General features: G+C 67.5%; 17 protein-coding genes. 5 read left to right on the top strand and 12 right to left on the bottom strand.

All coding sequences use genetic code 11. The features are described from left to right. Nucleotides 1-19: 19 nt before the first annotated feature. A complete protein-coding gene (locus QTH90_RS17260) occupies nt 20-706 on the top strand; it encodes an ArsR/SmtB family transcription factor (RefSeq protein ID WP_286665791.1) in 687 nt (228 codons plus the stop codon). Nucleotides 707-818: 112 nt separating this feature from the next. Here QTH90_RS17260 and QTH90_RS17255 read toward each other — a convergent pair whose 3' ends face one another. The 8 genes from QTH90_RS17255 to QTH90_RS17220 form a co-directional block, all read right to left on the bottom strand. Continuing rightward, a complete protein-coding gene (locus QTH90_RS17255) occupies nt 819-2,336 on the bottom strand; it encodes an AMP nucleosidase (protein ID WP_286665790.1) in 1,518 nt (505 codons plus the stop codon). A gap of 163 nt (nt 2,337-2,499) precedes the next feature. After that, complete coding sequence (gorA, locus tag QTH90_RS17250; protein WP_286665789.1) at nt 2,500-3,852, bottom strand: glutathione-disulfide reductase; 1,353 nt, start codon at nt 3,850-3,852, stop codon at nt 2,500-2,502. 65 nt (nt 3,853-3,917) lie between these two features. Beyond that, nucleotides 3,918-6,026 carry a DUF6600 domain-containing protein gene (locus QTH90_RS17245; RefSeq protein ID WP_286665788.1) on the bottom strand — a complete coding sequence of 703 codons (2,109 nt, stop codon included), beginning with the start codon at nt 6,024-6,026 and terminating at the stop codon, nt 3,918-3,920. A gap of 130 nt (nt 6,027-6,156) precedes the next feature. Next, nucleotides 6,157-7,293 carry an extracellular catalytic domain type 1 short-chain-length polyhydroxyalkanoate depolymerase gene (locus tag QTH90_RS17240; RefSeq protein WP_286665787.1) on the bottom strand — a complete coding sequence of 379 codons (1,137 nt, stop codon included), beginning with the start codon at nt 7,291-7,293 and terminating at the stop codon, nt 6,157-6,159. Nucleotides 7,294-7,327: 34 nt separating this feature from the next. After that, on the bottom strand, nt 7,328-7,753 hold the full coding sequence (locus QTH90_RS17235; protein WP_286665786.1) for a ribbon-helix-helix domain-containing protein: 426 nt from the start codon (nt 7,751-7,753) through the stop codon (nt 7,328-7,330). A gap of 62 nt (nt 7,754-7,815) precedes the next feature. Beyond that, nucleotides 7,816-9,693, bottom strand: coding sequence for a TRAP transporter large permease (locus QTH90_RS17230; RefSeq protein WP_286665785.1), 1,878 nt, complete (start codon nt 9,691-9,693; stop codon nt 7,816-7,818). 85 nt (nt 9,694-9,778) lie between these two features. Beyond that, nucleotides 9,779-10,435 carry a TRAP transporter small permease subunit gene (locus QTH90_RS17225; protein ID WP_286665784.1) on the bottom strand — a complete coding sequence of 219 codons (657 nt, stop codon included), beginning with the start codon at nt 10,433-10,435 and terminating at the stop codon, nt 9,779-9,781. A gap of 73 nt (nt 10,436-10,508) precedes the next feature. Further along, nucleotides 10,509-11,624, bottom strand: coding sequence for a TRAP transporter substrate-binding protein (locus QTH90_RS17220; protein WP_286665783.1), 1,116 nt, complete (start codon nt 11,622-11,624; stop codon nt 10,509-10,511). 179 nt (nt 11,625-11,803) lie between these two features. On the opposite strand from QTH90_RS17220, the gene QTH90_RS17215 reads away from it, so the two are divergent. Then, nucleotides 11,804-12,268, top strand: coding sequence for a rhodanese-like domain-containing protein (locus QTH90_RS17215; protein WP_286665782.1), 465 nt, complete (start codon nt 11,804-11,806; stop codon nt 12,266-12,268). A 115-nt stretch (nt 12,269-12,383) separates the two neighbouring features. Here QTH90_RS17215 and lysM read toward each other — a convergent pair whose 3' ends face one another. Then, nucleotides 12,384-12,845: a peptidoglycan-binding protein LysM gene (gene lysM / locus QTH90_RS17210; protein WP_286601756.1), complete on the bottom strand. Its 462-nt coding sequence runs from the start codon at nt 12,843-12,845 to the stop codon at nt 12,384-12,386. 115 nt (nt 12,846-12,960) lie between these two features. Between lysM and QTH90_RS17205 the strand changes: the two genes are divergently transcribed. After that, complete coding sequence (locus QTH90_RS17205; RefSeq protein WP_286665781.1) at nt 12,961-13,734, top strand: type III pantothenate kinase; 774 nt, start codon at nt 12,961-12,963, stop codon at nt 13,732-13,734. Nucleotides 13,735-13,740: 6 nt separating this feature from the next. Here QTH90_RS17205 and QTH90_RS17200 read toward each other — a convergent pair whose 3' ends face one another. From QTH90_RS17200 to QTH90_RS17190, 3 genes are read right to left on the bottom strand one after another with little or no spacing between them, the layout of a single operon-like run. Further along, entirely contained in the window at nt 13,741-14,841 is a 1,101-nt protein-coding gene (locus QTH90_RS17200; RefSeq protein WP_286665780.1) for a M14 family metallopeptidase, read from the bottom strand. Beyond that, entirely contained in the window at nt 14,838-16,052 is a 1,215-nt protein-coding gene (locus QTH90_RS17195) for a M20 aminoacylase family protein (protein ID WP_286665779.1), read from the bottom strand. Before QTH90_RS17195 ends, QTH90_RS17200 begins: the two co-directional genes overlap by 4 nt. A 55-nt stretch (nt 16,053-16,107) precedes the next feature. Beyond that, nucleotides 16,108-17,334 (bottom strand): glycerophosphodiester phosphodiesterase, encoded by a 1,227-nt coding sequence (locus QTH90_RS17190; RefSeq protein ID WP_286665778.1) that lies wholly within the window; start codon nt 17,332-17,334, stop codon nt 16,108-16,110. A gap of 89 nt (nt 17,335-17,423) precedes the next feature. Here QTH90_RS17190 and argE point away from each other — a divergent pair, with 89 nt between their 5' ends. Together argE and QTH90_RS17180 are read left to right on the top strand one after the other, a co-directional pair. Further along, nucleotides 17,424-18,632, top strand: coding sequence for an acetylornithine deacetylase (gene argE, locus QTH90_RS17185; protein ID WP_286665777.1), 1,209 nt, complete (start codon nt 17,424-17,426; stop codon nt 18,630-18,632). Between the two features lie 56 nt (nt 18,633-18,688). After that, nucleotides 18,689-19,852: a DUF445 domain-containing protein gene (locus QTH90_RS17180; protein WP_286665776.1), complete on the top strand. Its 1,164-nt coding sequence runs from the start codon at nt 18,689-18,691 to the stop codon at nt 19,850-19,852. Nucleotides 19,853-19,855 lie beyond the last annotated feature (3 nt).

The raw sequence follows: 19,855 nt of genomic DNA, 5'->3' as shown, positions 1-19,855 counted from the left end.
CTTCGCTTACGATCGAAATATGGATGCATCCACCGCCGACACCCACCTCGCGCGCCTGGCCGGCGCCATCGCCGAACCTGCGCGTGCCCGCATGCTGTGCTGCCTGCTCGATGGCCATGCCCGCACCGCGACGGAACTGGCCGCGGTGGCCGAGGTCGCGGCCTCGACGGCCAGCGCGCATCTGGCGCGGCTCAAGGAACAGCGGCTCGTCGAGTCGGTCGCGCAGGGCAAGCATCGCTACTTCCGCCTCACCGGGAGCGAGGTCGCCGCCGCGCTCGAAGGCCTGCTGGTGATCGCCGGCGCCCCGCGCAACGAGTTCCGCCCGACCACGCCGAGCCGCCTGCGCAGCGCGCGCACCTGCTACGACCATATGGCCGGAACGGCGGGTGTCGCGCTGCACGATCGCCTGCATGCGCAAGGCTGGCTGCAAGAGGTTGCGGAGGGCGACTATGACCTGACGCCCGAGGGCGCCGTCGCGCTCGAAAGCCTGGGCATCGACGTCGAGGATGCGCGCAACACCCGCCGTCGCTTTGCCTGCGCCTGCCTGGACTGGAGCGAGCGGCGTCCCCATCTGGGCGGTGCACTCGGCGCCGCGTGGCTGCAACTGTCCCTGCGCCGCGGCTGGGTCCGCCAGGACCTGGACGGCCGCGCACTCGCCTTGACGCCCAAGGCCCACCGCGAACTGCCGGAACTCTTCACCCCCTGAAAGCACGCAGCCCGAACCTGGAAACCCCACGGATCCGGCTCAGCCGGTCCGTCGGGGTTGCACCCGGAGAGGGGGTGGGCGGCCACACGAAGTGGGCAAGCCTGGGGGCGACCTACTGGAACGCGACTTCGGCAAAGCTCCGGAGCTTGCGGCTGTGGAGGCGGCTGGAGCCTTCCTGCCGCAGGATGTCGATCGCGGCCATGCCGATGCGCAGGTGCTGCTCGACGCGCTCCCGATAGAACTGGTTGGCCATGCCAGGCAGCTTGATCTCGCCGTGCAGCGGCTTGTCGCTCACGCACAGCAAGGTGCCGTAGGGCACGCGGAAGCGGAAGCCGTTGGCAGCGATGGTCGCGCTTTCCATGTCGAGCGCCACGGCGCGGCTCTGGCTGAAGCGGCGCTGCGGCTGGTTGCCGGGCAGCAGTTCCCAGTTGCGGTTGTCGGTGCTGGCAACCGTGCCCGTGCGCATGATCTTCTTGAGTTCGGTGCCCTGGGTGCCGGTGACTTCGGCCACCGCCTTTTCGAGCGCGAGCTGGATTTCGGACAGCGCCGGGATCGGCACCCACAGCGGAAGCTCCTCGTCGAGCACGTGGTCCTCGCGCACATAGGCATGCGCCAGCACATAGTCGCCGAGCTGCTGCCCTTGCCGCAGGCCGGCGCAGTGGCCGAGCATCATCCACGCGTGCGGCCGCAGCACGGCGACGTGATCGGTGATGGTCTTCGCATTCGCCGGACCGACGCCGATGTTGACCATCGTGATGCCCGTGCAGTCCTCGCGCACCAGGTGGTACGCCGGCATCTGCGGCAGTCGCGCCGGCGGCGTGCCCTGCGAGCCGTCGAGCAGCTCGCCGTACAGCTCGCTCGAACCCGGGGCCAGCCCGCGCCGGCGGGTGACGACGTTGCCGGGCTCGATGAAGGCGATGTATTCGCTGTTCTCGTCGGTCATGGCCTCGTGGCCGAGCCGCACGAATTCGTCGATGTAGAACTGGTAGTTGGTGAACAGCACGAAGTTCTGGAACCACTCGGGCGCCGTGCCGCTGTAGTGGCGCAGGCGATGCAGCGAGTAGTCGACCCGCGCCGCGGTGAAGAGCGACAGCGGCTGCGCCTCGCCGGGCTTGGCTTCGAAGGTGCCGTTGGCGATGCCGTCGTCCATCGCGCCGAGGTCGGGCAGGTCGAACACGTCGCGCATCAGCGCGCGGCGCTCGGCGGACATCGTGCCTTCGATGTGATCGTTCTCGGCGAAGGAGAAGTGGATCGGGATCGGCTGCGTGCTGGTGCCGATCTCCAGCTCGACGCGGTGGTTCTCCAGCAGCAGCCTGAACTGCTCGCGGTAGTAGCGCAGGAAGAGGTCCGGCCGCGTCAGCGTCGTCTCGTAGCGCCCAGGCCCCGACACGAAGCCGTAGCTCAGCCCGGCGTTGGCGACCGGCGTGTTCCGCGAGACGGTGTGCGTGTGCACCCGCACGAAGGGGTAGCAGGCCCGCACGCGCCCCGGCAGGCTTTCCCCCGCCACGAATCGCTGCATGGCCTCGCGAAGGTGCTGCAAACCACCGTTGTAGATGAGTCGGACCTGCTCCAGGGCAGCGTCGGGATCGGTAAAGCGGGCTGGCGCAATGAAAGCAGGCATGTAAGGCATGAGCCATTGTGGCGCACGCGCCGTCACCCCCACCAGAGGGCCGGCGCAGCCCGACCCCTTCGCAAGACACCGCGGATCCGGCTCCGCCGGTCCGCAGGTGTTGCCCCCTGCAAGGGGGTAGGCGCAGCGACACGAAGTGCGCGAAGCCTGGGGGTGTGCCAGTTCAAGGCATGGGTTCGCGCATCGTGACGAATTCTTCCGCGACCGTTGGATGGATGCCAATGGTGCTGTCGAAGTCCGCCTTCGTCGCGCCGCAGCGCATCGCGACGGCAAAGCCCTGCACGATCTCGCCCGCGTCGGGGCCCACCATGTGCAGGCCGACGACACGGTCGCTGGCCTTGTCGACGATCAGCTTCATGAACGTGCGCTCCTTGCTTTCCGACAGCGTGTGGCGCAGCGCCCGGAACTCGCTGGAGAAGATCGTGACCTTGCCGAACTTCATGCGTGCGGCGGCTTCGGTGTAGCCGCAGGTGCCGACGTTCGGATGCGTGAACACGGCCGTCGGCGTGTAGTCGTAGTCGAGCTGGCGCTTGCCCTTGCCGAAGAGGGTGTCGACCACCACCATCGCCTCGGCCAGCGCGACCGGCGTGAGCTGCTGGCGGGTGGACACGTCGCCCACCGCAAGGACCGACGGCACCGAGCTGCGGTAGTGCGCATCGACGATCACGCCGCCGCGCTCGTCCAGCGCGACGCCCGCGGCTTCGAGGCCCATGCCCGCCGTGTTGGGAACGCGGCCGGTCGCGAAGAGGATGGTGTCGGCCTCCACGCGCTGGCCGCGCGAGAGCAGGGCGCACAGGCCGCTTTCGAGGCGCGTCACCATGGAGATCTCGGCATTGAAGCGGATGTCGACGCCCGTGCGCGTCATCTCCTTGGCCAGGAACTGGCGAAGATCCTCGTCGAACTCGTTCAGCAGGTGCGCGCTGCGCTGCACCTGCGTGACCTGCGCGCCCAGCCCGTTGAAGATGGAGGCGAACTCGCAGGCGATGTAGCCGCCGCCCACCACCACCAGCCGCTTCGGGAACGGGTCGAGGTCGAACATCGCATCGGAGACGACCCCGTGCTCGCGGCCCTGGATGTCCGGCACGAAGGGCATGCCGCCGGTCGCGACGAGCACATGCTGCGCGGTGAAATGCTTTTCGCCGACCTGCACGCCGTGGGCATCCGTGAGCTGGGCCCAGCCCTGGATGAGCTGGACGCCCGCTGCTTCGAGCAGGCTGCGGTAGACGCCGTTGAGCCGCGTGATCTCGCGCGCCCGGTTGGCCTTCAGCTGCGCCCAGTCGAAGCGCGTCTCGCCAACGTGCCAGCCATAGCCTTCGGCCTCCTCGAAGGCTTCGGCATAGCCCGCTGCGTAGCTGTAGAGCTTCTTGGGAATGCAGCCGACGTTGACGCAGGTGCCGCCCAGCTCCGCGCATTCGGCGAGCGCGACGCGGGCACCGCGCTGGGCGGCCATGCGTGCCGCCCGCACGCCGCCGCTGCCGCCACCGATCACGAAAAGGTCGAAGTCGAATGTGCGCATGGGAACTCCTTCTCGCGCCGACTGTAGCGGTAGCCGGCGGGCGAAGGAGCCGCTGCGCGCGGGTGCTAGGGGCGATCAGGCTGCTGGTTGGGATCCCGGCCGGGGACGCCCAGGCGCTGCCGTTGCTGCTGCTGTGCCTGCAACGAGCGTTGCTGTGCCTCCTGCGCCTGGCGAATGGCCTGTTGCTGCTGCACCTGCTGGGCCTGCAGCATCTGCTGTTGCGCCGCCTGCATCTGTTGCTGGGCCTGCATCTGCTGCTGTGCGCGCAAGGCCTGTTGCTGTTGCATCTGCTGCATCTGCTGGGCTTGTGCCTGGGCCGCCCGCTGCTGCATCTCCTGCTGCTGTCGCAGGGCCTGCTGCTGTTGCTGCTGCATCTGCTGCGCCTGGGCTTGAGCGGCACGCTGCTGGATTTCCTGTTGCTGCCGCATCGCCTGCTGCTGGAGTTGCTGTGCCTGCTGAACCTGCATGGCCTGCGCCGCCGCGCGCTGCTGGGCTTCCTGCTGCTGTCGTTGGGCTTGCTGGAACTGTTGCGCCTGTTGGGCCTGCACCGCCTGTGCTGCCGCGCGCTGCTGCGCTTCCTGCTGCTGCCGCTGCGCCTGCTGGAGCTGCTGCATCTGCTGGGCTTGTGCCGCCGCGCGCTGCTGGACCTCCTGCTGCTGCCGTTGCACGTTCTGGAATTGCTGGGCCTGTTGCGCTTGCTGGGCCTGAATGGCCTGCACCGTGGCGCGTTGCTGGCCTTCCAGCTGTTGGCGCTGTGCCTGCTGGATCTGCTGCTGCGCCTGTTGCATCTGCTGCGCCTGCTGGAACTGCTGGTGTTGCCGCGCCTGGAATGCGGGCGGCGGGAGCATGGTCGCGGGCCGGCCGAACGGGCCGAGCGGACGATCGCCCCGCAGCGGTATCGGTGCACCCATGCCGACCGGGACGCTCACGAGGCGGTCAGGCGGAACCCGGATGAGGTCGCGCCGCGCCACGGGGCCGCGGCCGAAGATGTCGGTGGGCACGATCGTGACCGCGCCCGGCGTCTGCGGGTTCGCGTATCCGCTGCGTCCACCGCGCCGTTGCATGAGGGCGGCGCGGTTGGCCTCGTCGATGTAGCGCTGGCTCGCGTGGTAGCCCGGCCTCCACGCCTCGCCCGGCGCGAGCGGGAACCAGCCCACGCCATGGCGGCCGCCGGGGATCGGCAGGTTGGGGTTCGCCCCGCCGCCGACGAAGCCCACGACGGCCGGCGAATAGATCGGGCGCGCGTGCGGCCGGCCGGGCACCCAGCCCCAGCGCGGGCCGATGCGTGCCCAGCGCCCGTAGTGCGCGGGCGCAAAGCCCCAGGGCGCGGCATCGATCCAGGTCCAGCCCCACGGCGCCACGTCGACCCATTGGCCGTCGCGGTAGGGCGCCCATTCGGCATCCACGCCGCGCGGGTACCACACGTTGCCGTAGTCGGGATCGCTCTGCCAGTCGCCGTAGGCGTCGAGCTGCTGGTAGCCGACCACGTCGCGCGACACGTAGCGTGCGGAGATCGACTGGTCTTCGATGCGGTCGCGTTCGGCGACCCAGCGATCGAATTCGCCGGCAGGCCGCACGGGCGCGCCATTGGCGGCTGCGAGGTTGCGGCCGGAGGTCGTGATCTGCTGGTGCGCGCCCAGCGGCATGGATTCGCCGCCGTCGCCGTACAGCGTGACATTGCCCGAGGCGACGGCCACCCGTGTCGTGTCAGAGGCCGGATCCGTCTCGATGCGGTAGTCCCCCGGCGCATCGATGACCACGGCGAGGTTCCCGGTGTCGACCTCGAAGCGCTGGCCGGCGAGGTTGTCGCGCACGCGCACCTGCAGGCTGCCCTGCGCCGCGGTGATGCGCGCGGTGTCGTCGTCGATTTCGGACAGGGTGACGCTGGTCTGCTCGTCCAGCCGGATGGCGGACGAACCGACGTACAGCTCGGCGCGGGCGTTGCGGTCGGTCCAGAGGCGGTCGCCTGTGGTGAGCGGACGGTTGGGCACGACCTCGTACCAGCTGTCGTCGCCGGCGGGCGAGAAACTCACGGCGCCCTGGTGGGCGTTGAGCCGGCCGACGCGTCCGGGTGGGTCCTGCTGCGCGGCAGCCTGAAACCCTGTCAGGAGCAATGCGAATCCCAGCAACCAGGCGGCCGCGCGGCCTGGAAGCAAGGTGGTGCGTTGTCTCATGGATGTTCCTTTGTCATTCCGGTTCAACGCGCGAGCACGCTTCCGGGCTGGCATCCGCCATGCAAAGCAACGCAAATATCTCGCGCGGGAGGCAACCGCGTGTAAGCCCGGCGCGCGTGCCGGTGTGGGCTCAGTGCACGGCGCTCGCGGACGGCTGGGGATGCGAAAGAAAGAAGCGGAGCATCTCGGCGCTGGCATCCGGCCCCGAAGGGTCGGTGAACGAGCCCTGCGGACTGCCGCCCGCCCAGGCATGGCCGGCGCCGTGCAGCACCCAGTGTTCGACGGCGGGGCGCCCTTCGGCGCTGGCGTAGGTGCGCCGGGTGAAGTGACGGCCGCGGGTTGACGTGCCACTGGCCTCCTGCGGCGCAGTGCCATCCGGCTGCCCGGCGAGCGCGGCGGCGACCACCTGATCACCGTTGCGCGGGTGGACCGTGGTGTCGGCATCGCCGTGGAAGACGATGGTCGGCGGCATCTGGCCGGCCGCTGCGCCCTTGGCATGGCCGCCTTGCATTGCGCTCAATGCGGACATCAGATCGCTTGCCGCGCCGGTCGGCAATCCCGAGTGCACGCCGACTGCCGCGAAAAGGTCCGGGTGCGTGCGTCCGAGGATGTCGGCCATGGCGCCCCCGGCGGAGAGGCCGGCAACGTAGACGCGCGCCGGGTCGACCGCCTGCGCGGCCATGACCGATTGCGTGAGCGCAGCCAGCAACGCCGGTTCGCCCCGCTCGCGCTGCTGGTGCTGCGGCTTGAACCAGTTCCAGCATTTCGACGAGTTGGCGTGCTGCGTCTGCGCGGGGTAGAGCACCAGGAAGCCATGCTCGCGCGCCAGCTGGTTCATCTGCGTGCCGGCCGCGAAGTCTTCGGGGTGCTGGGTGCAGCCGTGCAGCATGAGGAGCAGCGGACGCGGCTCGCCGGCGCCCTTCGTGGGCACGAAGAGCTTGTACGCCACGGAGCGGTGCTGGTGCGCGAACAGCCCGTCGATCCACTGCTCCTCTTCCGTTTCGGTGGCGGGCGCGGGTGTCGGGGCGAGGGGCGACTCGACTTCCGGCGGAGCCGCTTCGACGAAGCGTGCCTCGACGTCGACGACCAGCGTGTCCTCGTTGGCGGCGCGGGTCGGCGTGGGCGCGTCGGCCGGGCGTGCGGGAGCGGGCTCCGCGGTACCCAATCCGCCCAGCGCGCGCTGGATGGCGCGTGTCGCTTCGTGCAGGTTGCCGGTGCTGGTCAGGCGGGTGGCCTGACGCATCAGCCGTTTGAAAAGGGGATTCATGGGGGCCTTGGGTTGGAGTGAAGGGAGAAGCCGGTCAATGGATCCGGTCGGCCAGTGCGGCCTTGACGGCCGGGCTCGCGTGCAGCGCGCCCAGCACGGTGATGGACCCGATGGTCTCCAGCGCCAGTTCGGGCGTGACGTCCGCCGAAATGCTGGCGAGCCCGAGCACGCGGATTTCGAGCTTCTCGCCGGCGCGGCGAACCGCTTCGAGGTCGCCGGTGCCGAACTGTTGCAGCCCCAGGACCAGCATCTTCCGGGCCACCACCTGCTTCAGCGCGTCGCCGTGGGTGGTGAGCTGGTTGCGGATGGCCGTGCGGATGAAGTCGGTGCGGTTCGAATAGAAGCCCTCGGCCACGAGCAGGTCGATGTGGCCGAGGTCGACGTAGCCGAGATTGATGGTGATCTTCTCGGCGTCGGGCAGCTTGGTTCGTTGGACGACCGGGGTGAGGGCGGGTTGCATGTCACCATCCTAACACCATCCGACTGGATGGTTTCTGGATGGTGATTTATAGACTCGAGCCTCTAGCCGCCGTAAAGGTACCTGGGCAGCCAGGTCGTCAGGCCCGGCCAGATGTACATGAACACCATGCACAGGATCACGATGAGCATGTACGGCATCATCCCCGCGAAGATCTGGTTGAGCGTCACGTGCGGCGGCGACACCCCCTTCAGGTAGAAGGCTGACATCGCGACCGGCGGCGACAGGAACGCCGCCTGCAGATTGACGAACACGAGCACGCCGAAGAGCAGCGGGTCGATCTGGAAGTGCGCGAGCAACGGCAGGAAGATGGGAATGAAGATCACGATGATCTCCGTCCATTCGAGCGGCCAGCCGAGCACGAAGATGATCGCCTGCGACAGCAGCAGGAACTGCAGGGGCGTGAGGTTCATGCCCATCACCCACTCTTCGATGATGCGCTGGCCGCCCAGGAGCGCGAACACCGCGGAGAAGAGCGCGGAGCCGACGAACAGCCAGCACACCATCGCGGTCGTCTTCGCGGTCAGGAACACGGCTTCCTTGATGCGCTGGAAGTTCAGCGTCTTCGCCTGCCAGGCCATCAGGAAGGCGCCCGCCGCGCCGACGGCCGCCGACTCGGTCGCTGTCGTGATGCCGAAGAGGATCACCCCCAGCACCACCAGCGTCAGGATGCCCAGCGGCATCACCGAGGACACCAGCATGCGCAGGATCTCGAACTGCTCGGCGTCCATCTTCGCGTAGTACCAGACGAGCAGCGCGAGGACGAAGGCGCAGGTCAGCCAGAAGCCGGTGTAGAAGGTCTCGGGCACCGCTTCTGCGTGTGGCGCGGCGACCGGCTCGCCGAGGGCCTGGAGGCCCTGTTCCGCCTTGGGCGCAGAGCCTTCGGCGCCGGGGGGCTCCTGCAGTGCTTCTGCACCGGGCGGCTCCTGCAGGCCTTCGGCGCCGGGCGGCTCGGCCAGTGCGGTGCTCCCTTGTGACGCCGGCTGCGACTGTGTCACCTCCGGCGCCGGCGGCGTGTTGTCCTTCTGTGAATAGATCGTCACGTACCACCAGACGGAGCCCAGCGTCACGACCGCGAGCAGCACCGGCACGAGCGCGAGCGTCAGATAGCGCACGAGCATCAGCCAACTGACGCGCGCGCCCGCCGCCGCCGCGCTCAAGGCGCGCGCCGGCGCAAAGACCGCCGCGGCCAGCGCCGGCAGCAGGCGTTGCGAATAGCTCGCGGCGATGTGGGCCACCTGTGGCGAGATCGGCGCCCGCTGCGCTTCGGGCGGCAGCTTGGGCGCGACCTTCGGCTGGATCAGCGCCCATCCGATCACGTAGAGCAGGTACAGGAAGGCCAGGAAGAAGCCCGGGAACATCGCCGCCGCGTAGAGCTTGACGACCGACTGCCCGGCCACCGCGGCGTACACGATGATCATCACCGAGGGCGGGATCAGGATGCCCAGCGTGCCCCCGGCAGTGATGACGCCGGCCGCGAGCCGCGTGTCGTAGCCGGCGTTGAGCATGGGCCGCATGGCGATCACGCCCATCAGGACCACCACCGCGCCGACGAGGCCGCTCGCGATGCCCCAGAAGGTGCAGATGATCAGCGTGGCGACCGCGAGCGATCCCGGCACGCGCCGGAACGCGAGCTGCACGCTGTGGAACATCTTGTCGACCAGCGCGCCGCGCTCCATCACGTAGCCCATCAGCACGAACAGCGGGATCGACAGCAGCGTCTCGTTGGTCATCGCGCCGAAGGTGCGCTGCACCATCAGGTCGAAGACGTGGTTGTCGAACCACGGCACGGCCGGGTCGTAGAAAGCGGCGAAGCCGAACAGCATGCCCAGGCCCATCAGCGTGAACGCCGTGGGAAAGCCCAGCATGATCACGACCACGATGAGCCCGAGCATCGTGAGACCCATGGCTGCCTGAGTCATGATGTGATCCCCCCCAGGCTTGCCACTGCGTGTGCTTCGCGCACCCCCTCGCGGGGGCGATCGCCTTCGGGCGGCCGTGCGGCGCTCATGCCGACTCCCTCCCGCGTTGGCGAGCCGCTTCGTCCAGGTCCTTGGCGCGTTCCATGACGTCGCGCCGCGCTTCCTCGTCCACGAAGGTACTGCTGGCGAGCTGCTGTTCGACCACGTCCATTTCCTCCGCGTCCTTCAGGCGCGGTGTCCATTCGCCGGTGCGCAGGCACACCACGCAGCGCAGGATTTCCGCGAGGCCTTGCAGCATCACGATCGCGCCGGCCACCGGAATGACGAACTTGAAGGGGTACACCGGCAGCGGCGTGGCGTTGAAGGTCTGCTCGTGCATGGCCAGCGAGTCCTGGTAGTAGCCCCAGCCAGCCCAGGTCAGGGCGCCGATGCCGGGGAGGAAGAAGGCGATGTAGAGCACCAGGTCCAGCGTGGCCTGGGTGCGCGGTTTCATGCTGCCGTAGAGGAAGTCGCCGCGCACATGCCCGTCCTGCGACAGCGTGTAGGCCCCGCACATCATGAAGAGCGTGCCGTACATCATGTTGTTGACGTCGTAGATCCAGGCGGTCGGCGCATTGAGCGCATAGCGCTTGAAGACCTCGGCGCACACCACCAGCATCAGGGCGACGATGAGCCAGGCAAAGGTCTTGCCGGTCCACGTGCTCAGGCGGTCGGCGGCATGCAATATCTGTTGGGTTGTCATCGGCGGCCCGAGGTACGACAGACAAAAAGACGCCTTCCGGCCGGGACCGGAAGGCGACAGCGGTGGATCGCGTTCAGGCCTTCTTCGCCTGGCCGGAGAAGTAATGGTTGTAGGCCATCTTGAAATCGATCATGTAGTCGTTCTGCCACTGGCCGGCGGGCTGCGCGAAGGCCTTCTGCGACTCGAGCACCTTCTTGAACAGCGCGTTCTCCTCCGACTTCTTGGCGATGGTCTTGTCCCACGCCGCGAGCTGGGCGCGCAGGATGGCGTCGGGGGTCTTGTAGAACTTCACGCCGGCCTTCTTCATCTCGACGTAGTCCTGCGTGTTGCGGGCGACGGCCTTCCAGCTCATGTCGGCGCTCGCCGCCTGCACGGCGTAGTCGATGACGGAGCGCAGCTCCTGCGGCAATGCGTTGTACTTGCCCTTGTTGAACAGGATCTCGAACTGCTCGCCGCTCTGGTGGAAGCTCTGCAGCATGCAGTTCTTCGCCACGTCGGGGAAGCCGAGCACGCGGTCGCTCGATGCGTTGTTGAACTCGGCCGCGTCGATCAGGCCGCGATCGAGCGCGGGCACGATCTCGCCGCCGGGCAGCGGGTTCACCGCGGCGCCCAGCTCGGTGAAGATGTCGACCGCAAGGCCGACGGTGCGGTACTTCAGGCCCTTCAGGTCCTCGACCTTGGCGATCGGCTTCTTGAACCAGCCCAGCGGCTGTGTCGGCATCGGACCGTAGAGGTACGACACCACGTCCATGTTGATGGACTTGTAGATTTCCTCCAGCAGCGCCTTGCCGCCGCCGTAGTAGTGCCACGCGAGCACCATGTTCGGGTCCATGCCGTAGGCCGGGCCCGAGCCCCAGAGCGCCAGCGCGGAGTTCTTGCCGTAGTGGTAGGCCACCACGCCGTGGCCGCCATCGAGCGTGCCCTTGTTCACGGCCTCGAGCAGCTGGAATGCCGGCACCACCGCGCCGGAGGGCAGCACCTCGATCTTCAGGCGGCCGCCGGCCATGTCGTTCACCTTCTTGGCGAAGTCATTGGCGTATTCATGGAAGATGTCCTTCGCCGGCCAGGTGCTCTGGAATCGCAGCGAAGTGGTCTGTGCCATGCTGACCATCGGCGCGGACATCGCGCCGGCAGCAACGGCCGCTCCTTTCAGCAGACTGCGTCGACGGGTCGGTTGTTTCTCTGTCATTGCGTGTCTCCGGTGGTTGGTCTGGACAATCCAGGCTGCCATCTTTAATACGTAAACATTCGTGACAAAGAGGGTTTTCACGAACTGGAGAAAAATTGGCCTCATCGGCCGGGCCCTCCAGAGCGAAAGCAAGGCCCGCCACCCGCAGTAACCCTAGAACGCGCAAGGACGAAAGCACCATGACCCAGCCGGATACGAGTTCGCCAACCCAGGCGAATGCACCCACCGGAGACAGATTTGGCGTGAGACCCGCCACAGGCTATGCGGGCGACGTCACGCCCGAGCAGGCAGCACAGTGGATGAACAGCGGCGACGCCGTGCTGGTCGACGTGCGCAGTGATGCAGAGCGCGAGTGGGTCGGCTACGTCCCCGGCGCCGTCGGCTTGGCCTGGAAGCAGTGGCCCGGCATGGCCTTCAACCCGAATTTCAACGAAGGCCTGCGCACCGCAGTGCCATCAGGAAAAAAGGCAGTGCTTCTCTGCCGCAGCGGCGTCCGCTCGATCGCCGCCGCCAAGCGCGCCACCGAACTGGGCATCGAGGCCTACAACATCCTGGAAGGCTTCGAAGGCGACGCCGACGAAGCGGGCCATCGCGGCCACAAAGGCGGCTGGCGCCTCCGCGGCCTCCCCTGGAAACAAAACTGAAAGAAGCCCTGAGGGCGAGTCCAGAATCACCGCGGAACCGGCTCTGCCGGGCCGCAGGTGATGCCCCCGGCAGGGGGTAGGCGGCTACACGAAGTGAGCAAGCCTGGGGGCGAGTTCAGAGCTTCGGGATTCGGAGCTTCTGGCCGGGATAGATCTTGTCCGGGTGGCTCAGCATCGGCTTGTTGGCCTCGAAGATCGCGTTGTACTTGTTGGCGTCGCCGTAGTACTTCTTGGAGATGGCCGAGAGCGTGTCGCCGCGCACCACGTCGTGGTACTGGGCCGGGTCCGCTGCCGGTGCCTCCAGGTTGTTGTCGACCTGCGTGACGTTGGCGACATTGCCTGCCGCGAGCGAGGCTTTCTCGCTGGCTTCCTGCGAAGGCGCGTTGCCGGACAGAGTGACCACGCCGCTGGTCGCGACATAGGCCACCGCCAGGTTCGTGAGGCCGAGGTTCTGGGTCTCGATGTAGGTCTTGATGGCGTCTGCGGCCACCTTGTTCGCATCGGGTTCCGCTGCGTGCGCAGTCGAACCGCCAAACAGTTTTTCGCCCGCTTCCTTGATGAAACTTAGCAAACCCATGGTTACTCCTTGAATGACTGGAAAAGCCACTTTAACCGCGGAAGATGACCGTCCCGACGAGGCAGGCCGGCGCATGTGCAAGCGACCGTAAGCACAACTCGCAATAATGCCGCGCATGGCATTCCTCGCGATCGACATCGGTAACACCCGTCTCAAGTGGTCCCTCTACGATGCCGCGCGGCCCGGTGCCACGCTGGTCGCGCACGGGGCCGAATTTCTCGACCACATCGAGCGGCTCGCCGAGGGGCCATGGGCCGAACTGCCCGCGCCGACGTCGATGCTCGGCTGCGTGGTCGCCGGTGATGCCGTGCGGCGCCGCGCCGAGGAGCAGGTGGTCGAGCGCTTCGACTGCTCGCCGCGATGGGTGGTGTCCAGCGTGGCGGAAGCCGGCATCGTCAATGGCTACGACCATCCGACGCGCCTCGGTGCCGACCGGTGGGTCGCGATGATCGGGGCGCGCCACCGCATGCTCACGCAGGGGCCCGCGCGGCCGATGGTCGTGGTGATGATCGGCACCGCCGTCACAGTGGAGGCCGTGGACACCAACGGAAAGTTTCTCGGCGGCTTCATCCTGCCGGGCCACGGGATCATGCTGCGCGCGCTGGAATCCGGCACCGCCGGCCTGCATGTGCCGACCGGCGACGTGCGCGAGTTTCCGACCAATACCAGCGACGCCCTGACCAGCGGTGGCACCTATGCGATTGCCGGCGCGGTCGAGCGCATGGTGCAGCACGTGCGCGCGCATTGCGGCGCCGAGCCGGCCTGCTATATGACGGGCGGGGCAGGGTGGAAGATGGCCCCGAGCATGAACGGCGACTTCGAACTGGTGGACGGGCTCATCATGGATGGCCTGCTCGTGATTGCCGAGGAGCGTCTGCTGCCCGGCTGACCGGGATCAGGCCGTTCCGGCCAGCCCATCGACCGCCTGGAACATCGCCTGCCGCGCCTGGCTGATGATCTGTCCGCGCCAGGCATCGCTGTCCGTGTAGAACGCCTCCAGCATCCGTGCGCGGATCGACGCCGCCAGTTCCTCTGGCGCCTCGGGATGCTGGTGCAGCCAGTGATCCCCGCGCAGCGCGCCCATCACCTCCATGACGGGCACGGTTCCGTATTCCAGTGCAATGCCGGTGTACTCGGCGCGCGGGCACTCTTCGTAGACCGAGTTCCACATGAGCCCGGTGAGGAACGCGGAAGTCGATGAGCCGTCGTAGATGGACGTGACGGGCGCCGCGGGCGTGCCCCACCAGGCGTTGGCGCGTGCGTAGGCCGCCTTGTCGTCCTTGCAGGAAAAGATGCGCTCGCCGATTCCATTCGGACCCAGGCCGGTGTGCAGGTCGATCCACGCGAGCTGTCGCGCGGATTGCGCATGCGTTCGCAGCACGTCGCGGATGGTCTTGTTGCTCCAGGTCGGCGCGTTGCCGCCGAAGAAGAGCCCGTCCGCAAACTGGTACTGCCCGCGCGTCACTGCCGCCTGGAAGGCAACTGCGCCGTGCTGGTCGATCCACGCGGCGATCGCTGCGTGGTTCTCTGCGGTGGGCGGCCACTCGGCCGGCAGCAGCAGCGCATGCAGGCTGGCATAGGGCTCGTTGACGGGCAAGGGCTCGTCGAAATCGAAGAAGTTGCGGTTGAGGTCGACGTTCTCGTGCGTCACCCGCCGGACGTGCGAGAAGCCGTGCGGATTCAGCGCATGCACATACAACACCGCGACGCCCTGGTCGCGCGCCTTCGCGCGCCATTCGTCATCGTGCAGCGCGAAGATCTGCACGCCGCTGCCGCAATAGCCCTCGACGCCGTGGCAGGCGCTGGTCACGATCAGCAGGCGCTGGGCATCGGGGTTGCCGTCGAGGGCGACGTCCATCGCCAGTTCCTCGCCATCGCGCCCCTTCAGGGGATGAACATGCGAGCGGACAGTGAGGCCGGCGCTTGCACAGGCCTTCAGGAACTTCTGCCGGGCCAGCATGTAGCGGGACGAGAAGGCCTCGCCGACGCCGATCATGCCGCGGCCCCCTCGGTGTTCTTCGGCGTGTTCAGGAACTGCTCGGCCAACTGAACCCAGCAGGTCGCGCCCAGCGGGATCAGGTCGTCGTTGAAGTCGTAGCTCGCGTTGTGCAGCATGCACGGGCCGCCGCCGTGGTGCATGGCGCGGTGGCTGCCGTCGCCGTTGCCGATGAAGGCATAGGCGCCCGGCTTGGCCAGCAGCATGAAGGCGAAATCCTCCGCGGTCATGGCCGCCTCCTGCACCAGCACGTTGTCCTCGCCGACGATGCCGGCCATCACGCGGCGGGCGAAGTTCGCTTCGGCGGCGGTGTTGATGGTCGGCGGGTAGTTGCGGTGGAAATGGAAGTCGCACGACGCGTCATGGGCGGCGCTCACGTGCTCGGCGATCTTCTTCATGCGCGTCTCGATCATGTCGAGCACTTCCAGCGTGAAGGTGCGCACGGTTCCCTTGAGTTCGCAGGTGTCGGGAATCACGTTGTTGGCCTCGCCCGCGTGGATCATCGTGACCGAGATCACGCCGGCATCGGTCGGCTTCTTGTTGCGCGTGATGATGGTCTGGAAGGCCTGCACCATTTCGCATGCGACAGGCACCGGATCGACGCCCGTATGCGGCAGTGCAGCATGGCCGCCCTTGCCGCGGATCGTGATGGTGAACTCGTTGCTCGATGCCATCGCCGGACCGGGGCTGACGGCGAACTGGCCGGCCTTCATGCCGGGCCAGTTGTGCATGCCGAAGACGGCTTCCATCGGGAACTGTTCGAAGAGCCCCTCCTTGACCATCTCGCGCGCGCCGCCGCCGCCTTCTTCGGCGGGCTGGAAGATCAGGTAGACGGTGCCGTCGAAGTTGCGGTGCTTCGCCAGATGCTGCGCTGCAGCGAGCAGCATGGCCGTGTGACCGTCGTGCCCGCAGGCGTGCATCTTGCCGGGGTGCTGGCTCGCATGCGCGAACGTGTTGAGCTCGGTGACGGGCAGTGCGTCCATGTCCGCACGAAGGCCGACGGCTCGCGTGCTGGTGCCATTCTTGACGATCCCGACGACGCCGGTGGTGCCGAGCCCGCGGTGGATCGGGATGCCCCATTCCGTGAGCTTGGCCGCCACCACGTCGGCGGTGCGGACTTCCTGGAAGCAGAGTTCGGGATGGGCGTGCAGATCGCGTCGAACTGCGGCGATGCCGGCCGCCTGGGTGACGAGGGAATCGATGAGTTTCATGGGCAGGAGTCTAGGCTTTGCGGGGAGTGCCCGCAAAGAACGTGCCCTCTCCGGATCAGCGCCCCGTTTCCTTCAGCCACGTGCCGCGCGCGGCCAGCGCGGTGTCGGTGAAATCGGAGAAGACGCCGTCCACGCCGAGGCGATAGAACACCATGTATTCGTTGCCCGCGTCGCCCTTGTAGTCGGACGCGAGCCGGCGCGATTCGTTGCGGAAGGTGAAGGGGTGCACGAAGAGCCCCGCCTTGTGCGCGTCCGCCACCAGGCTGGTCGGCGCTGTCGAAGTGGCGTCGGCATCGTTGATCTTGCCGTCGCGGTTCACGTCGACCGGCTTGCCGTCGGCGCCGACCGTGCCCTTGATGCTCACGATGTAGCGCTTCCACGGGCCGATGCCATCGGCGTAGGTCTTGATCTCGGCCAGCCCGGCCGGCGTGACCATGACGTCGAAGTTGCGCCTGTCTCCCGCCTTGGTCCATTCGTAGGGTCGGTCGACCGGCACGGCGTAGGTCATCGCACCGGTCTTCATGTCGATGCCGTCGCCGTCGATGAGTTGCACGGTCCGGGTCTTGAGCCCCTTGCCCTTCATGTACTTGAGGCTGCCCGGCTCGAAGGACTGCACGAAGACCGGAGCGCTCCGGCTGTTCCAGCCCGCGGCGTCGAGCGCGGCGATGAGCTTGTCCTCCATCGGCAGGCCCAGGTCGCGGAAATAGGTGGGGTTCTTCGTCTCCGGATAGATGCCGATGGTGCGGCCCGTTTCGCGCGACTTCGCCTTCGCGAGATCGATGACTTCCTGGAAGGTCGGCACCTTGTAGCGGCCGTTGAACTGCTGCGGCCGTTCGGCATCGGTCGAGATGGCGCCGAGGCGCTTGATTTCCTCCAGCGTGAAGTCGTTGCTGAACCAGCCGGTCTGCGTTTCGCCATCGACCTGGATGGTCTTCTTGCGGGCCGCGAACTCCGGCCGCGTGGCGACGTCGGTGCTGATGGCGAGATTGGGATCGTGGCGGGTGATGAGCACGCCGTCCCTGGTGGAGACGAGGTCCATCTCGACGTAGTCGGCGCCCAGTTCGATGGCGCGGGCATAGGCTTCCAGCGTCTCTTCCGGCAGGTAGCCGGAGGCGCCGCGATGCGCCACCACCAGCGGCGGCTGGCCGTCGAGCGTGGGCAGGCGGCTTGACGAGGCGGTGGTGCCGGGCGCAGTGCACGCGGCGAGGCCGAGCGCTGCGGTCACGGCCAGTGCCGTCGTGGCGGTGCGGGTCTTGAAAGGCGTCACGGTCGTCTTCTCCATCTTGCTGAAAGAAGGCGCAGCCTACTCCGCCGGCATGACACTTCGGTCACCCTGGCGCGGCATCGCGGACTTCCGGGACAATGATCCGCATGTCACATGTGCTTTCCCCCCGCAGCCTCGAACTCGCGCAGACGCTCGTGCGCATGAACACCGTGAGCGCGCACAGCAACCTGGAGCTGATCGACTTCGCGCGCGACCACCTGGCCGGGCTCGGTGTGCGCAGCCGGCTCACCTACAACGCCGACAAGACAAAGGCCAATCTCTTCGCCACGCTGGGTGCCGGCAAGAAGGCCGGCGTGATCATCTCGGGCCACACCGACACCGTGCCGTGGGACGGGCAGGAGTGGAGCGTCGATCCGCTCTCGGCCATCGTGCAGGACTGGCCGCGGGACGATGCCGATGCCGAAGTCGCCCATGTCGAGCCCAGGCTCTACGGGCGCGGCTCGGCCGACATGAAGAGCTTCATTGCGCTCGCGCTGGCCAATGCGGAGCGCTTCATCGAGAGCGATTCGCCTTTCGCGGTGCACTTCGCCTTGACCTACGACGAGGAAGTCGGCTGCTTCGGCGTGCGGGAACTCATCGCCGACATGAAGGACCAGGGCATCAAGCCGCTGGCCTGCATCATCGGCGAGCCGACCCTCATGGTCCCGGCCATCGCGCACAAGGGCGTCTACCGCTACAAGTGCTGCGTGCGCGGCAAGGAGGCACATTCGTCGCTCACGCCGCAGTCGGTCAATGCGATCGAGATGGCGGCGCGCGTGGTCGGCAAGCTGCGGGACATGGCAGAGGGCTTCGAGCGCGACGAACCCCGCTATGCGGGCTTCGACGTGCCCTTCAGCACGGCGAGCGTGGGCCAGTTCCACGGGGGCATCGCCGACAACGTGGTGCCCCGCGATGCCGAGTTCCGCTACGAATTCCGCAACCTGCCCACGGCCGACGCGACGCAGATGCAGAAGGAGATCACCGCCTACGCAAGCCGCACGGAAACGGCGATGAAGAAGATCGCGCCCGATGCCGGCTTCAGCTTCGAGACCATCTGCGAGATCCCGAGCTTCCTGAGTTCCGAGAACGAACCTGTGACGCGGCTCGCGCAGCGCCTCTCAGGCGAGCAGCGCACCACGCTGGTTGCCTTCGGCACCGAGGCGGGGCTCTTCAAGAATGCCGGCATCCCGACCGTGGTGTGCGGCCCCGGGAGCATCACGCAGGCGCACCAGCCGGACGAGTACGTCACGCTCGCGCAACTGGCGCGCTGCGAGAAATTCCTTCAAGGTCTGGCGAAGACCAAGGAATTGCGCTGAAAAGAGTTGCACTCGGCCTGCTGTGCGCCGCCGCGCTGCTCTACGCGGTGGCGACCGTGCTCGAACCGAGGCATGCCGGTTGGGGCTATGTTGCCGCCTTCGCGGAAGCGGCCATGGTCGGTGCGATCGCCGACTGGTTTGCCGTCGTGGCGCTGTTCCGCCATCCGCTCGGCCTGCCGATACCGCACACGGCGATCATCCCGGCCAACAAGGATCGCATCGGCGCCAAGCTCGCCGGCTTCATCTGCAACAACTTCCTGAGCACGCCGCAGGTGCTGGCGAAGCTGGAGCAGATCGATCCGGCCGCCAGGCTGGCGGACTGGCTCTCGCGGCCTGACCGCGCGGAGAAGCTCGGCGAGCACCTGGTGGCTGCGGTCCGCTACGGGCTGACCGCTTTCGACGACACGCGAGTTCGCGACTTCCTCGGCCGCATGACGACGGCGGGGCTGGCGCAGGTCGACGTGTCGCGCCTCGCCGGCCAGGCCCTCGATGCCCTGACGGCAGGCGGCCGGCATCAAGCTTTGCTCGACGACGTGCTGGCGCAGGTCGCCGGCGTGGTCGAAGGCGACGAGGTGCAGGAGCGCATCACCGAGGCGATCGCGCGCGAGGTCAAGGCGCTGCGCTACGTGGGGCTGGACCAGGTCGCCGCCAAGCTCGCGACCCGCAAGATCGTCGCCGCGGTGGCGCACACCATCGGCGAGATGGCGGGCGAGCCCACGCATCCGCTGCGACTGCGCTTCGATACCTACATGGCCGGATTCGTCGAGCGCCTCAAGACCGACCCCGAGTTCCAGCGGCGCGGCGAGGCCATCCGCGCCGACCTGCAGGCGCACCCGGCGCTCGGCGACTACCTGCACGGGCTCTGGAGCGAGGTGCTCGAATGGCTGCACGACGATCTCGCGAGAACCGATTCGAGCATTCGCCAACGCATCGTCGCGATGGCCGGCGCCATGGGCGCGCGCCTCCAGGCCGATGAGGCCATGCGGCGCTGGATCAACGAGCAGATCGTCGACGCCGCGCCGCGCGCGATCGAGCGCTACCGCGAGGACATCCGCCGCTACATCGTCGAGCGGGTCGCCGAATGGAATGCCGATGAGATGACCCGCGAGCTGGAACTGAACATCGGGCGGGACCTGCAGTTCATCCGGGTGAACGGGACGCTGGTGGGCGGCCTGGTCGGCCTTGCCATCCATGCCGCTACGCAGGTCTGGAAAGGCTGACGC

Source organism: Variovorax flavidus (assembly GCF_030317145.1).
Lineage (GTDB): Bacteria > Pseudomonadota > Gammaproteobacteria > Burkholderiales > Burkholderiaceae_C > Variovorax > Variovorax flavidus.
The sequence above is the reverse complement of the archived record's forward strand: the minus strand, read 5'-3'. Positions and strand labels throughout refer to the sequence as shown.

Bases quoted from the DNA above. Each gene is read 5' to 3' on its own strand.
- QTH90_RS17260 (WP_286665791.1), top strand. From the start codon at position 20: ATGGATGCATCCACCGCCGACACCCACCTCGCGCGCCTGGCCGGCGCC.
- QTH90_RS17255 (WP_286665790.1), bottom strand. From the start codon at position 2,336: ATGCCTTACATGCCTGCTTTCATTGCGCCAGCCCGCTTTACCGATCCC.
- gorA (WP_286665789.1), bottom strand. From the start codon at position 3,852: ATGCGCACATTCGACTTCGACCTTTTCGTGATCGGTGGCGGCAGCGGC.
- QTH90_RS17245 (WP_286665788.1), bottom strand. From the start codon at position 6,026: ATGAGACAACGCACCACCTTGCTTCCAGGCCGCGCGGCCGCCTGGTTG.
- QTH90_RS17240 (WP_286665787.1), bottom strand. From the start codon at position 7,293: ATGAATCCCCTTTTCAAACGGCTGATGCGTCAGGCCACCCGCCTGACC.
- QTH90_RS17235 (WP_286665786.1), bottom strand. From the start codon at position 7,753: ATGCAACCCGCCCTCACCCCGGTCGTCCAACGAACCAAGCTGCCCGAC.
- QTH90_RS17230 (WP_286665785.1), bottom strand. From the start codon at position 9,693: ATGACTCAGGCAGCCATGGGTCTCACGATGCTCGGGCTCATCGTGGTC.
- QTH90_RS17225 (WP_286665784.1), bottom strand. From the start codon at position 10,435: ATGACAACCCAACAGATATTGCATGCCGCCGACCGCCTGAGCACGTGG.
- QTH90_RS17220 (WP_286665783.1), bottom strand. From the start codon at position 11,624: ATGACAGAGAAACAACCGACCCGTCGACGCAGTCTGCTGAAAGGAGCG.
- QTH90_RS17215 (WP_286665782.1), top strand. From the start codon at position 11,804: ATGACCCAGCCGGATACGAGTTCGCCAACCCAGGCGAATGCACCCACC.
- lysM (WP_286601756.1), bottom strand. From the start codon at position 12,845: ATGGGTTTGCTAAGTTTCATCAAGGAAGCGGGCGAAAAACTGTTTGGC.
- QTH90_RS17205 (WP_286665781.1), top strand. From the start codon at position 12,961: ATGGCATTCCTCGCGATCGACATCGGTAACACCCGTCTCAAGTGGTCC.
- QTH90_RS17200 (WP_286665780.1), bottom strand. From the start codon at position 14,841: ATGATCGGCGTCGGCGAGGCCTTCTCGTCCCGCTACATGCTGGCCCGG.
- QTH90_RS17195 (WP_286665779.1), bottom strand. From the start codon at position 16,052: ATGAAACTCATCGATTCCCTCGTCACCCAGGCGGCCGGCATCGCCGCA.
- QTH90_RS17190 (WP_286665778.1), bottom strand. From the start codon at position 17,334: ATGGAGAAGACGACCGTGACGCCTTTCAAGACCCGCACCGCCACGACG.
- argE (WP_286665777.1), top strand. From the start codon at position 17,424: ATGTCACATGTGCTTTCCCCCCGCAGCCTCGAACTCGCGCAGACGCTC.